Origin of the sequence: Flavobacterium aquidurense (assembly GCF_001404985.1) — a bacterium.
Taxonomy (GTDB): Bacteria; Bacteroidota; Bacteroidia; order Flavobacteriales; family Flavobacteriaceae; genus Flavobacterium; species Flavobacterium aquidurense_B.
This window is the reverse complement of record NZ_JRLF01000010.1, coordinates 25,714-40,819: the sequence shown is the minus strand read 5'-3', so window position 1 is coordinate 40,819 and position 15,106 is coordinate 25,714. Positions and strand designations below refer to the sequence as shown.

8 protein-coding genes are annotated in these 15,106 nt (G+C 32.8%); 5 read left to right on the top strand and 3 right to left on the bottom strand.

Annotated elements, in window-relative coordinates:
• Positions 1-94: 94 nt before the first annotated feature.
• Both RC62_RS08695 and RC62_RS08690 read left to right on the top strand, forming a co-directional pair.
• Positions 95-1,525, top strand: coding sequence for a peptidylprolyl isomerase (locus RC62_RS08695; protein ID WP_055094604.1), 1,431 nt, complete (start codon positions 95-97; stop codon positions 1,523-1,525).
• Positions 1,526-1,604: 79 nt separating this feature from the next.
• On the top strand, positions 1,605-2,558 hold the full coding sequence (locus tag RC62_RS08690) for an AAA family ATPase (RefSeq protein WP_055094602.1): 954 nt from the start codon (positions 1,605-1,607) through the stop codon (positions 2,556-2,558).
• 39 nt (positions 2,559-2,597) lie between these two features.
• Here RC62_RS08690 and xrtN read toward each other — a convergent pair whose 3' ends face one another.
• Together xrtN and RC62_RS08680 are read right to left on the bottom strand one after the other, a co-directional pair.
• Positions 2,598-3,839, bottom strand: a complete 1,242-nt coding sequence (gene xrtN / locus RC62_RS08685) for an exosortase N (protein ID WP_167343851.1) — start codon at positions 3,837-3,839, stop codon at positions 2,598-2,600.
• Positions 3,839-6,337, bottom strand: a complete 2,499-nt coding sequence (locus RC62_RS08680) for an XrtN system VIT domain-containing protein (RefSeq protein WP_055094598.1) — start codon at positions 6,335-6,337, stop codon at positions 3,839-3,841. The genes xrtN and RC62_RS08680 overlap by 1 nt, the downstream gene beginning before the upstream one ends.
• A 441-nt stretch (positions 6,338-6,778) precedes the next feature.
• On the opposite strand from RC62_RS08680, the gene RC62_RS08675 reads away from it, so the two are divergent.
• Both RC62_RS08675 and RC62_RS08670 read left to right on the top strand, forming a co-directional pair.
• Complete coding sequence (locus RC62_RS08675; protein ID WP_055095162.1) at positions 6,779-9,550, top strand: bifunctional aconitate hydratase 2/2-methylisocitrate dehydratase; 2,772 nt, start codon at positions 6,779-6,781, stop codon at positions 9,548-9,550.
• Positions 9,551-9,681: 131 nt separating this feature from the next.
• Positions 9,682-11,946, top strand: a complete 2,265-nt coding sequence (locus tag RC62_RS08670; RefSeq protein WP_055094596.1) for an aconitate hydratase — start codon at positions 9,682-9,684, stop codon at positions 11,944-11,946.
• Between the two features lie 73 nt (positions 11,947-12,019).
• Here the strand turns inward: RC62_RS08670 and RC62_RS08665 are convergent, their stop codons facing one another.
• Entirely contained in the window at positions 12,020-13,402 is a 1,383-nt protein-coding gene (locus tag RC62_RS08665) for a carboxypeptidase-like regulatory domain-containing protein (RefSeq protein WP_055094594.1), read from the bottom strand.
• Between the two features lie 257 nt (positions 13,403-13,659).
• Between RC62_RS08665 and RC62_RS22735 the strand changes: the two genes are divergently transcribed.
• On the top strand, positions 13,660-15,102 hold the full coding sequence (locus RC62_RS22735; RefSeq protein ID WP_082421253.1) for a peptidoglycan endopeptidase: 1,443 nt from the start codon (positions 13,660-13,662) through the stop codon (positions 15,100-15,102).
• Positions 15,103-15,106: the final 4 nt, after the last annotated feature.

Here is a 15,106-nt window from a genome sequence, read left to right as displayed (position 1 = left end):
TCACATTCATAAGTTGAAGATGCATTTTTAAAATGATTGTAGTTTAAACGAAACTCTAAAGCAAGATCTTTACATTCAAATTAAATTTAAAATAATGTTATTAAAAAAATTACAGTTAAAAACAATTGATTTCAAGTTAGTGTTGACAATGTGTTTTTTATTTTTTTTCACCTCAATTATCTCAGCTCAGGAAATTATTAAAGATACTGTGATTCAAAAACCAGTTGCAGTTCCTTCTGGTCAAAAGCAAAAAATTGATGGTATTATTGCCACCGTTGGAGATTATATTGTTTTAGATTCAGATATTGACAAAGGATATTTAGAGATTTCTGCCCAGGGAGGTTCTACAAAAGATATTACAAGATGCCAGATGCTTGGTAAACTTTTAGAAGATAAATTATATGCACATCAGGCCATTCAGGATAGTATTGTTGTTAGTGACGCTGAAGTAAGAAGTATGATGGATGAAAGGTTGAATTATATGGTTCAGCAAGTTGGAGATATCAATAAAGTTGTGGCTTATTATAAGAAGAATTCGGTAGAGGAGTTTAAAACTTATTTTGCAGATATCTTAAAAGAACAAAAGTTAGCGTCAGAAATGACTAAAAAAATTGTAGATGCAGTAGAAATTACCCCTGAAGAAGTTCGTAATTTCTTTAAAAAAATACCAAAAGATGAATTACCAACTTTTGGAGCAGAGATGGAAGTTGCGCAAATCGTTGTAGAACCAAAAGTTTCGAAAGACGATGAGCAAAAAGTAATTGACAGATTAAATGCTATTAGAAAAGATGTTCTTGAAGGTTCAAGTTTTGCAACAAAAGCAGTTTTGTATTCTCAAGATCCGGGATCTTCACCAAATGGAGGTTTTTATAAAATGACGAGAAAAACCCCTTTCGTAAAAGAATTTAAAGATGTTGCTTTTAGTCTAGGTGAAGGTGAAGTTTCAGAGCCTTTTAAAACTACATTTGGATATCATATTATTATGGTAGATAAAATAAAAGGTCAGGAAGTAGAGTTACGTCATATTTTGATTGCACCAACTGTTTCTGAAACAGCATTGAAAGATGCAAAAGAAAGAATAACCAATATCAGAAATAAAATAGAAAACAAAGAGATTACCTTTGCTGAAGCTGCGAGAACAGAATCTGACGAAAAAGAAACCAGAGCAAACGGAGGAACTTTAGTGAATCCAAATACTCAGGATACACGTTTCGAGTTGACTAAAATGGATCCAACTTTATACAGTCAGGTTTCTAATCTTAAAGACAACGAAATATCACAACCGCTTTTAAATACAGATGATAAAGGAAAAAAGACCTATAAATTAATCACTGTTACCAATAGAATTGATGCACATACTGCTGATTATGCTAAAGATTATACTAAAATTAAAGAATTAGCATTGAAAGAAAAGCAGATCACTACAATTTCAAAATGGTTTGATACAAAAATAAAAGATACTTATATTAAAATTGTTGGAGAATACAGAGATTGTAATTTTGTATACAATTGGTTAAAAAAATAATTTTTATTAAATAAATAAAAAGAGTTAGTTTTATGAATTCATAGAACTAACTCTTTTCAATTTAAAAAAACATATCTAAATGTCTGACGTAGCAGCAATTCATAATTTAGTTCAAAAAAGAAATGAATTAAAAACCGAAATAGCAAAAATCATTGTAGGGCAAGATGCCGTTGTAGACCAAATTTTACTTTGTATATTTTCTGGAGGACACGCACTTTTAATTGGTGTTCCCGGATTGGCAAAAACATTAATGATAAACACTTTGTCTCAGGCTTTAGGTTTAGATTTTAAAAGAATTCAGTTTACGCCGGATTTAATGCCGTCTGATATTTTGGGAAGTGAAATTCTGGATGAAAACAGACATTTTAAATTCATCAAAGGTCCAATTTTTTCGAATATTGTTTTAGCAGATGAGATTAACAGGACACCGCCAAAAACTCAGGCAGCTTTACTTGAAGCAATGCAGGAACGTTCAGTTACCATTGCCGGACAAAATTATAAATTGGATTTGCCTTATTTTGTATTAGCAACTCAAAACCCAATTGAGCAAGAAGGAACTTATCCTTTACCTGAAGCGCAATTAGACCGTTTTATGTTTGCTATTAAATTAGAATATCCAACTTTTGAAGAAGAAGTTCAGGTAGTAAAACGTACAACATCTGATGCTAAAACAACTATTAATCCGTTGTTTACAGCACAGGAAATTATAGATTTTCAACATTTGATTCGTAGAATACCCGTAGCTGATAATGTGATTGAGTATGCAGTAACTCTGGTAAGTAAAACGCGTCCTGATAATGCATTATCAAATGATTTTGTAAAGAATTATCTGGATTGGGGAGCAGGTCCAAGAGCCTCTCAGAATTTGATTTTAGCCGCCAAAGCACATGCAGCTTTTAATGGTAAATTCTCACCGGATATTGAGGATGTAAAAGCAGTAGCAACTGGAATACTACGCCACAGAATTATTAAAAATTATAAAGCTGATGCTGAAGGAATCACAGAAGAGATTATTATCCAGAAGTTGATGTAAAAAATATAAAAGCCTGATACAATTTGTATCAGGCTTTTTTTATATTAACTCTCTATTACTGGTTTCGTTGATTAAGCGAACAGATTTATTGTAAAAAAGTTTTATTAAAAGAATTTCAACAAGCGAAGTGTATTTTTTATGATCACATTCGTACCACCAATAGGAATAATATTGAATCTTGTTTTTCTCCATTCTGACAAAACATATTTCTTCATTGTTTTTTTTGATCACTTTTGATTCTATTATTTTATATCCATTTCCAGTCCAGCAAATCAAAGGATTGTGAGATGGAATTTTTATATAAATAAGTTTTTCCGGAGTTGCAATTTTAAAAACTTCAGAATTAATCCAGATTCCACTCTTAATATTATAAACGGTATTTAGATTTTCGAGTAAATCATGTTTCAATTCTTTTTTAATTTCTAAACTAGTTGCTAATATTATTGAAAATGCTATGATTACAGGAAAGAAGATAAATTTATTAGAAGTTTGATTTGGTATTTCTTGCTGTTTTGGTTTAAAAAAACGTACTAAAAACAGCATTGGTATAATTTGATAAAAGATAAAACAAAGCATACCAATACTATAATGTAAAGCGTTTTCGTCTGTGCAATCGAATAAAATTAAAATTACGATTCTGAAATAATTCGAAATAATATTTAATAAAATCACCATAAAACAAAACAGGAAAATTTGTTTTACATTGAAATATGTATGTTGTTTACGTTCTTCTAAAGTCAGTAAAAAAGCGCCAATAAGTAATCCTGTTTTAAACATGGATAATCCCATGCATGCAGTATCAATTGTAATCTTCGCATTATTGATATAAAAATTTACACCTTCAATTTTGGTAATCGGAATACTGTTTTTTAAAACTAAGTATACGCCATAGCAAAGTGTCTGTTTAATTTCGACAGTTAAATACTCAAAAAAGGTATTAAATATAGAAGAAAATAAAAAGATACAGATAAAGGCAATGAATGAAAATTTTCCTGTAATAGTATAATATACGAAACAGGCAAATAAAGCTAAAGCTAAAAAATGCAAAGATTTGGTATGCAAACGAAAGCTTATAAATTCTAAGAGAAAAATTATTCCTAAAAGGGGGTAATTCATATTAAATGAAGTTTTTCTGCCCCCTATAAGAAATAGTATTATTGAAAATACAATTCCGAAAAGATTGCTGTCAAGACCGGATAAAACGATATTAGAATTTATAACCAGTAAGCAAACCAGAATCAATAGTACAATTGCGTTTCTATATTGAAATATAAGTTTCATTAAATAACTTGCTTTTTGTTTTTTCTGTAGTAAAAGAAAAGAATTGCCGATCCAAGAATAATTAAGATCCATTCATGTGGTTCAGGAACAGATCCGTCATTGCCTACAGAAGCATTTCCCAGCGTGTCGACGTTTTTCTCAATTCCGTTATTTTTATAATCTTCATCAGTTTCAAGAACAATTAAAGAAGAGATTGGAGTTACGATATTAGCATCTTTTGCTAATTCGACATATTGATTATTTGCTAAAGTGTCATTTTGAATTTTAACTTGTTCTTCAAGAACTTTTCCAAAAGCATACATTCTGTAAATATGATCTGGTCCTTTACTTTTTAACGTGGTGTCTTGCGGGCTTTCCTTAATAGAAATATTAGCAGGTTCAATATTGACCGTATTTTTCTCTGTTTTAAATAAAATAAACTGATTTTTATGGATGAGTTCCAAACTGTTTTTTAAACTGGTTTGAAAATAATCTACATATTTTTGCTCCTTAATAGTTTGCCAAAACGGATTGATATCAGATGAAATATTAATTACTTTTAAATTTCTGTTCTTTGTTTCTGTTCTTATTCTCTTTAAATAATTAGAATCTCCCAGTTCTTCAAAATTGGCCGAAAACGTACCATTTTTGGTTATGATCAAACTGTTTTGTGTTATTGCATAAAGAGGTAATAACGAATAATGCAGATCCTCAAATTCTAATGCTATAGCTTTAAAATTGTCTCTATTGATTTCTTTCTTTTTGCCATTAATAATGACAAATAAGTTCTTTTTGTTTAAGTCTGCAAAAGATTCTATTTGTTTAGTAGTCCAGCTACTGTTTAAATCTAATATAATTTCTGAAGGTGTAAACGGTATAGCTGTTTTCTGAATATTTTCAACTTCATAGGTTTTACCTTTCCATGCAAATGAATTTGATTGTAGGGTTTTTGATAAAGGCATATAAGCCTGCCAATCATCTAATCCTTTCGATTGATTAATATAGTAACCCTTATTAAGTTCAAAATCCTTACTGGTTTCTATGTTTGTATTTCCAACGGTCTGGATTCTTGATATCGTTTCAGCATTCGAAATGTTCGGGCCTTTTATCGAAAGGCACTGATATTTCATTTGGTTATCTTCTACTTTTAATGGAGTCGTAAATCCACATTTAAAGATTCTTGGAGTTTTGTAATTAATGGGAAAAACTCTGACTACGACTTTGTTTCCTTCTTTCCATTGCATTAAGGACGGATCGCGGTATTCTACTCCAACAATTTGTTTATATGCTGCTTTCGCTTTTTCTTTCGTAGTCAGAACACCTTTTCTTTCTGTACCATTAACCCATAATGAGAGTGATGTCGCGACTGAACCTTCAGGAAGCTGAAAAGAATAAATAGCTTCCTGATCACGCCATGAATCTTCTGTACAGGCAATTTTCATTGTAATTTCGGTATAGGCTAAACGTGTATCGGGATATAGTTTTACATCTTCTTTGATGCTTTTGGTAAATAAATCTTCACCACTCCATAATTGCTCTTCAGTTTCTAATCGTTTATCAAAGTTTGATTTTAAAATGTTTATTTTATCATCATTTGTCAGGTTAAGATCTTTACAAAACAAATAAGCAATAGATATAATCGGATTATGGATTTTACGCTCATTATATTGTTTATTACCAAAGGAATCAAATGTGCCAAAAGTAAATATATCATGTAGCGGAATGTAAACGATATCTTTTTTAAGTAAAATTTCATTGAAAAAATTAGGCTTTAAATTCTGAGAAATAGAGATATAGTCAGGAAGATCGTTATTTTGATCAAATGAATTTAATGTAGCAGATTGCGCTATTTTACGGCTTTCAATACTTAATCCTGCCGTAAAGAAAATTATACTAATTAATACCGCTAAAAAACCTCCACTAAAAGAAATAGCATAAATTTTATCTCTGTTTAAGTATCGAATAATTGTTGCGATATGGATAATAAGCACAAGTGCGGGAACCAATCCATAGAAACCTAATCCTAAAGCTAAAATTGCCATAAAAGAGAAAGGCATAATAGGAATCAGGTACATCGCAAAATATAAGATGATTGAAAACGACAAGCCATTTATAAAAAAGGCAATAGAAGTGTTTTTGTATTCGGATAAATTTCTGTAGATAAAAAAATTAGAAAGGCAAAATGCCAGAGTTGCTAAATATACCCATACCGGAAGATCATGAAAAACAGTAATAAAAGTATTTAAGCAGAAACACCCAATAAGCCAGTTCAAAATTAAAAAAGGCGTTAAATGGATATAAGTTTCTTTTTTTCTAAGTATTAAAAAAGAAAGTCCAACTCCATACACAAATTCAAATATCAGGCTTAATAAAGCAATTGGTTCAAAATCGTGCAAAAGGTACTCTTTGCAGACAAGAGAAACAATTAAGAAAAGACTGCTAATCAGTGTTACAATTAAACTAGTTAGGACTCCGGTTTTTTGAGTATAATATTCTGATAATTCTAATTTGTGTCTCATAGTTATATTTTTTTTAAAGTACTTTGAATTGCAAAGTTATAAGAAAATTAGAATTAGAAGTTTTTTATTTCATTTTTTTTATTCAGAATTTTAAAATTAACTAATAGGGCTTAGTTAATATTGTGAAGTGATAAAGACATATAATTTGACAACTATAACGTTGTAAATTTTAATTTAGAAAGATTCTTAGCTAAAAACGGGGTAAAATCTCACTTCCTTTTTAACAATCAATTCCGACTTTGTTAAAGAAAAGATCTTAAAATATCAATAATTCATTTTTTTAATACAAAATTGATGTTTTGGCAAAAACAAGCAGTCAAAATCGTTTTTTAACAATAATAATTTTTGAAAAGCCTACTTCTATTATATTTTTTTTAATTGTCGGCTTTAATATGTAAATTTGCGTACAAAAAAATAAAATACCTAGAAAAGACTTTTATTATGAATATTTATCAGGATTACATCCAAGAGATTGAAGAACGAAAAGGTCAAGGGCTTCACCCGAAACCAATTGATGGCGCTGAATTATTAAGCGATATCATTGAACAAATTAAAGATTTGAATAACGAATACAGAGAAGATTCTCTTAAGTTTTTTATTTATAATGTTGTGCCCGGGACCACTAGTGCTGCTGGTCTTAAAGCCAAATTCTTAAAGGAAATCATTCTTGGTGAATCCTTAGTAAAAGAGATAACCCCTGCTTTTGCTTTTGAATTATTATCACACATGAAAGGTGGGCCTTCAATTGAAGTACTACTGGATCTAGCACTTGGTAATGATGCTGCTATTGCAAAAGAAGCGGCAAATGTTCTTAAGTCGCAAGTTTACCTTTATGAGGCAGACACAGACCGTCTAAAAGAAGCGTTTAAAAATGACAGTCCAATCGCAAGAGAGATTCTTGAAAGTTACGCAAAGGCAGAGTTTTTTACTTCACTGCCAGAAGTTGTTGAAGAAATTAAAGTAGTTACATATATCGCTGGTGAAGGAGACATTTCTACAGATTTGCTTTCTCCTGGTAATCAGGCTCACTCACGTTCTGACCGTGAACTTCATGGAAAATGCATGATTACGCCTCAGGCGCAAGACGAAATCAAAATGCTGCAAGCTCAGTATCCTGACGCAAGCGTAATGCTGATTGCTGAGAAAGGTACAATGGGAGTAGGTTCGTCAAGAATGTCAGGTGTAAACAACGTGGCTCTTTGGACAGGTAAACAAGCAAGTCCGTATGTTCCATTTATTAATATTGCTCCAATCGTTGCTGGAACAAATGGAATTTCTCCTATTTTCCTAACAACTGTTGACGTTACAGGTGGTATTGGTTTAGACCTTAAAAACTGGGTGAAAAAGCTTGATGAAAATGGTGATATTATCCGCAATGAGAACAATGAGCCTGTTTTAGAAGAAGCTTACTCTGTTGCTACAGGTACTGTATTAACAATAAACACCAAAACGAAAAAGCTTTATAATGGTGACAAAGAATTAATTGACATTTCTAAGGCATTTACGCCTCAGAAAATGGAATTTATAAAAGCTGGAGGATCATATGCAATTGTATTTGGTAAAAAACTTCAGACATTAGCGGCAAAAGTGCTGGATATTGAAGCTCCTCTTGTATTTGCTCCATCAAAAGAAATTTCTATTGAAGGACAAGGTCTTACAGCAGTAGAAAAAATCTTCAACAAAAATGCTGTTGGTATAGCTCCGGGTAAAGTGTTACACGCAGGTTCAGATGTTCGTGTAGAAGTAAATATTGTAGGTTCACAAGACACGACTGGTCTTATGACTGCTCAGGAATTGGAGTCTATGGCTGCTACAGTTATTTCGCCAATCGTTGACGGTGCTTACCAATCTGGTTGTCATACAGCTTCGGTATGGGATAAAAAAGCTCAGGCAAATATTCCTAAACTGATGAAATTTATGAATGATTTCGGATTAATCACGGCTCGTGACCCGAAAGCCATTTACCATTCAATGACAGATGTAATTCACAAAGTTCTTAATGATATTACAATAGATGAATGGGCGATCATTATTGGTGGTGACTCTCATACAAGAATGTCAAAAGGTGTTGCTTTTGGTGCTGACTCAGGAACAGTTGCTCTTGCACTTGCTACAGGTGAAGCTTCAATGCCAATTCCGGAATCTGTAAAAGTGACATTTATTGGAGAAATGAAAGGTTATATGGACTTCCGTGATGTAGTGCATTCAACACAATCTCAAATGCTTAAGAAATTTGGTGGAGAAAACGTATTCCAGGGAAGAATTATTGAAGTTCATCTTGGAACTCTTACTGCTGACCAGGCATTTACCTTTACGGATTGGACAGCAGAAATGAAAGCAAAAGCTTCTATCTGTATTTCTGAAGATGATACTTTGATTGAGTCACTGGAGATTGCAAAAGGAAGAATCCAGATTATGATCGACAAAGGGATGGATAATCACAAACAAGTTCTTCAAGGATTAATCAACAAAGCAGATAAGAGAATTTCTGAAATTAAATCAGCTGAAAAACCAGCCTTAACTCCAGATGCAAATGCTAAATATTATGCTGAAGTAGTAGTTGATTTGGATCAAATTGTAGAACCAATGATTGCCGATCCGGACGTTAATAATGTTGACGTTTCTAAAAGATACACGCACGATACCATCAGACCTTTGTCTTTTTATGGAGGAGTGAAAAAAGTAGATCTTGGATTTATCGGTTCTTGTATGGTTCACAAAGGAGATATGAAAATCCTTGCTCAAATGCTTAAAAATATAGAAGATTTACATGGTAAAGTTGAGTTTAAAGCGCCGCTTGTAGTAGCGCCGCCAACTTACAACATCGTAGATGAACTTAAAGCTGAAGGAGACTGGGAAGTTTTACAGAAATACTCAGGTTTCGAATTCGACGATAATGCTCCTAAAGGTGCAGCACGTACAGAATATGAAAACATGTTGTATTTAGAACGTCCTGGATGTAACCTTTGTATGGGGAATCAGGAAAAAGCGGCAAAAGGAGATACTGTAATGGCAACTTCTACACGTTTGTTCCAGGGAAGAGTCGTAGAAGATACTGAAGGTAAAAAAGGAGAATCATTACTTTCTTCAACACCAGTAGTAGTTTTGTCTACAATTTTAGGAAGAACTCCTACTATGGATGAGTATACAGCTGCAGTAGAAGGTATTAGTTTGACTAAATTTGCGCCTTCAAGCAAACAATTAGTGATGTAATACATACGATAAGTTATAATCATTATATATTAAAAGCCCGAGCGATAAACTCGGGCTTTTTCTTTTCCAGCTCCTCAATTATTTGTAACTTGTGATGTTCAAATTAAAATAAAACAAAAACAATTATACTTATGGCTTTTGATATTGAAATGATTAAAAAAGTGTATGAGAACATGCCGGGTCGTGTTGATAAAGCACGCGAGATCGTTGGTCGTCCACTTACCTTAACGGAGAAAATTTTATACAATCACCTTTGGGACGGAAATCCAACTCAGGCGTTTGGCAGAGGAGTAGATTATGTTGATTTTGCACCGGATCGTGTGGCATGTCAGGATGCAACTGCTCAAATGGCATTATTGCAATTTATGCACGCCGGAAAAGCGAAGGTAGCAGTACCAACAACGGTTCACTGTGATCACTTGATTCAGGCAAAAGTAGATGCTGCAACTGATTTGGCCAGAGCAAAAACTCAAAGTAATGAAGTTTTCGACTTCTTGTCATCAGTTTCGAATAAATACGGAATTGGTTTCTGGAAACCGGGAGCAGGAATTATTCACCAGGTTGTACTTGAAAATTATGCTTTCCCGGGAGGAATGATGATTGGTACTGATTCTCATACTGTAAATGCAGGTGGTTTAGGAATGGTAGCTATAGGTGTTGGTGGAGCTGATGCTGTAGACGTTATGTCTGGTATGGCCTGGGAACTTAAATTCCCTAAATTAATTGGAGTAAAGCTAACTGGTAAATTATCAGGATGGACGGCTCCTAAAGATGTTATTCTTAAAGTTGCCGGTATTCTTACTGTAAAAGGTGGAACGGGTGCTATCGTTGAATATTTTGGAGAAGGTGCAACTTCTATGTCTTGTACAGGAAAAGGAACTATTTGTAATATGGGTGCAGAGATTGGAGCTACAACTTCAACTTTTGGTTATGATGATTCGATGAGTCGTTACCTGCGTTCTACAAACAGAGCCGATGTTGCTGATGCTGCAGACAAAGTAGCTTCTTACTTAACCGGAGATCCGGAAGTTTATGCTAACCCGGAACAATATTTTGATCAGGTTATCGAAATCAACTTAACAGAATTAGAGCCACACTTAAACGGACCTTTCACTCCGGATTTAGCGACTCCAATTTCTAAAATGAAAGAAGCGGCAATCAAAAATAACTGGCCATTACAAATTCAGGTTGGTTTAATAGGTTCTTGTACAAACTCTTCTTATGAAGATATTGCACGTGCAGCTTCTTTAGCAAGACAAGTAAGTGCTAAAAACTTAAAAACTAAATCTCAATTCACCATTACTCCAGGTTCAGAGGTTGTTCGTTATACTATTGAAAGAGACGGATTTATCGATACTTTCGAAAAAATTGGAGCAACCGTTTTTGCAAATGCCTGCGGACCATGTATTGGTATGTGGGACAGAGATGGAGCAGAGAAAGAAGAAAGAAACACAATCGTTCACTCTTTCAACCGTAATTTCTCAAAACGTGCAGATGGTAACCCAAACACTTTGGCTTTCGTAGGTTCTCCTGAATTGGTTACCGCAATGGCTATTGCAGGAGATCTTGGTTTTAACCCTTTAACAGATACGTTAATTAACGAAGATGGAGAAGAAGTAAGGCTTGAAGCTCCAACAGGAGACGAATTGCCTCCTAAAGGCTTTGATGTAAAAGATCCGGGATTCCAGGTTCCAGCTGAAGATGGGTCAGGAGTTCAGGTTGTGGTAAGTCCAACATCTGAACGTTTACAATTATTAGCTCCGTTTGATGCTTGGGATGGTAAAAATATAACAGGTGCAAAATTATTAATCAAAGCATTTGGTAAATGTACTACGGATCATATCTCTATGGCTGGACCATGGTTACGCTTCCGCGGACACTTAGATAATATTTCAAACAATATGTTGATTGGCGCTGTAAATGCATTCAACCAAAAAACAAACTCAGTTAAAAATCAATTAACTGGAACTTACGATGCAGTTCCTGCTGTAGCGCGTGCTTATAAAGCGGCTGGAGTTCCGTCTATCGTTGTGGGAGATCACAATTATGGTGAAGGTTCATCTCGTGAGCATGCTGCAATGGAGCCACGTTTCTTAGGTGTTAAAGCCGTATTGGTAAAATCGTTTGCCCGTATTCACGAAACAAACCTTAAAAAACAAGGACTTTTAGGATTAACATTCGCTAACGAAGCTGATTACGATAAAATTCAGGAAGACGATACCATTAACTTTACTGATTTAACGGAATTTGCTCCCGGAAAACCATTAACGTTAGAATTCGTTCATTCAAATGGTTCTAAAGATCTTATTTTGGCAAACCATACTTACAACGCTGGTCAGATTGGCTGGTTTGTTGCAGGTTCAGCATTGAATTTAATTGCAGCTGGAAAAGCTTAATCTTTGAAAGCTTAATTATAATAAAAAAGCTCTGTGAAAACAGGGCTTTTTTTTATGATTTTTTTTTAAAAAACTATCCACGAATTGTATCCAGATTTATTTCTGATGACAAAGTTTTAATCTTGCTGGGTTTTGTAGTTTCAAATTCTTCAATATCAATACTAAAAGCATTTGCAGAAGGTGTTTTAGAATAATAATTTTCACTACGTCCTCCTAAAATATATAACTTGTTATTATTGAAATGCATAGTTGAATATTTCAGGCCTAGCTCAATTTCATATTCTTTTAATTGTTTTGATCTTAAATCATAAGCATACATTTTTCTATCCTCAAAAAAATAAATTATTTCGTTATGATACGTTATGGCAGGTCTTTCTAATCCTAAAAATAATTCACCTTCAGTTTGCCATTTTTCCGTTATTAGATTGAAACTTTCTATTTGAGATACTGGTTTTCCGTTATACCCTCCAATAAGATAAATCTTGTCCTTTATTAGAATCCCTGTGGTTTCTTTTGCTGTTGGCATATTCGCAAGTTCGTACCAATACCCTGAAGTAATGTTATACAAATGCACTTTATTAGTGAAATCTTTTTTACCGCTTTCGTTCATTTTTACAGAACCGCCTATTGTAATAATAGTATCATTATAAATAAAAGAGGCGAAATTAGCTGCTTGGTGAGGATTTGTATTGTCGGTTTTAATGATTTGTTTGTCAAGATCTAAAACTTCAATTTGATCTTGTAAATATTCAAACTTTCCATTTAGGGAAATTCTTTTTCCTCCTATAATATATATCGAATTTTTGTAATAATGAATATTATGATAAGCTCTTTTTTTTAGTTTTAAATCTAAATTATTCCAGGTGTCTGTTTTAATGTCATAAATAGAAAAGTCTCCTTTGTAGTATTCAAAAGTAGCATTACGGCGGACTTCATCTAAGTAATCTTTCATAGTGAAATCGGGTTTTTCATATCGAATTTTTTCCCAGGCATCTGCTTCAAAAGTAGCATTTCCGCCTATAACATAAATTTTATCATCATTTAAAAATGAGCTAAATGCAAAAATCGGATTTTTTAAGGGAGCTAATTTATTAAATGCAAGTTTCGATTTTAACTTCAATTTCTGATTAGCCGAAATAGTTAGTCCTGATAAATTTTGAATGTCTTCTTTTAGTAAAACTTTATAGTCTAGTTTTTTTAAATCTGTTAAAGAAATTTTAGTTGTAAAGTAACCAATATGAGAGAACTCTAATACTTCATCATCATTATATTTTGGAAGAAGTTGTAAAGAGAATTTTCCGTTTTCATTTGTTATTGTTCCAATTTTGCTTGACAATGCAAGTATATTTGTGTTTTCAACCGGAAGATTAGTATTTTGAGAAACTATAGTTCCACTTATATTTTGAGCAATTGATAATAATGGACAAATAATCAAAATTAAAGCTAGTTTTTTCACGCTGTTTTGGTTTAAAATTTTTTTTCTGCTAAAAATACTACATTAGTTTTAAAAGACCTATTTTCAAAGTGTTGGCTCTGTTTTTTTCTTGATAGGGTTAATTAGAGGTAAATTAGTTGTTAAAAAACGTGTATCTTTTACATTAAAAAGTTAAATTCGCTTTTTACATAATATATTTGCTTTTTCTCAAGTTATATTATTTAGGCTTAAAGTTATATTATTTAAACTTAAGAGAGTATTAATTAAATTTAACAGGTATGGTTTTTAGATTAATTATAGTATTGTTTTTTTTTAGTGTTGGTGTTTTTTCTCAGGAGAAGTTTATCAGGCACAAAATATCAAAAGGAGAGAACCTTACTGTAATTGCTAAAAAATATGGTGTAAAAGCGAAAGATATTGAAGACGCTAATCCCGATGCACCTAAAGTTTTAAAACTAAATTCAGTCTTATTAATCCCAAATAATAATAAAAAGGGTATTACCAAAAAAACTGAAATTCTTGCCAATACAACTCCAGCTTCTACAACAATTTCAAATTCAGGTTTACACGAAGTACAGGAAAAAGAAAGCCTTTGGGCAATTTCAAAGAAATATAATATCTCTGTTGATGAATTAAAAAAAGCAAATCCCACATTAGAAAGCGAAGGCTTAAAAATAGGACAGAAGCTTAATATTCCTTCCAATGCAATCGCATCAGCTGAAAGTGTAACAAAAAATCAGAATAAAGAAAAACCGGAACTAATTTCTTCAACAGATGTTGAGGTTGTAGTTGAAGTAAAGCCTAAAGAAACAAAATATCTTATTGCGAAAAAATACGGAATAACGGTAGCCGAATTGGAAAAGCAAAATCCATTTATTAAAGGTAAATTGCCTGTTGGTTATCTTTTAAAAATTAGAACTTCAAAAGAAAAAGCTGATCAGCAAATTAAAGATGCTTCTGTCGCTTCTCAAACTCAGATTGCTGAAAAAGCAGTTGTTACTTCAGAGAATATAAGTAAAACTGACGAAATAAAGCCCGAAATTGTATCCTCAGAAAATGTCGAAGTAGTTGTTGAGGTACAGCCAAAAGAAACTAAATACGCAATTGCAAAGAGATATGGATTAACGGTTGCTGAACTTGAAAAACAAAATCCATTTATTAAAGGCAAATTACCCGTTGGTTATGTGCTGAAAATTCGTACTTCAAAAGAAAAAGCAGATGCGGCGGCAATAATAACTCCACAAATTAATGATAGTTTAGCGCAGCCATCTCAAGTCGCTGATAATTCAGAAATTAAAAAAGACACTACTACAGTGTTCCGAATAAGTAATCATTCAGATTTAGTGAATCAATTAATTGTTAATGCAACTGAAAATATTGGAACTCGCTATCGATCGGGCGGAACTACAAAAGCTGGTTTTGATTGTTCAGGATTAATGATTTGTACTTTTAATAATTTTGATATTAAATTACCAAGAAGTTCTATTGAGCAATCCAGAATAGGAACCAAAGTTGGTACTGAAGAAGCTCAAAAAGGAGATCTGATTTTCTTTAAAACTAATGGAAGACGTCAAATTAACCATGTAGGTATGGTGGTAGAAGTGGCAGATGGGGAAATTAAATTTGTACATTCCTCAACTCATGGAGGTGTAATGATTTCTTCTACTAAAGAGCCTTATTATCAGAGAACCTTTTCTCAGGTAAATCGAATTCTGCAGTAATAAT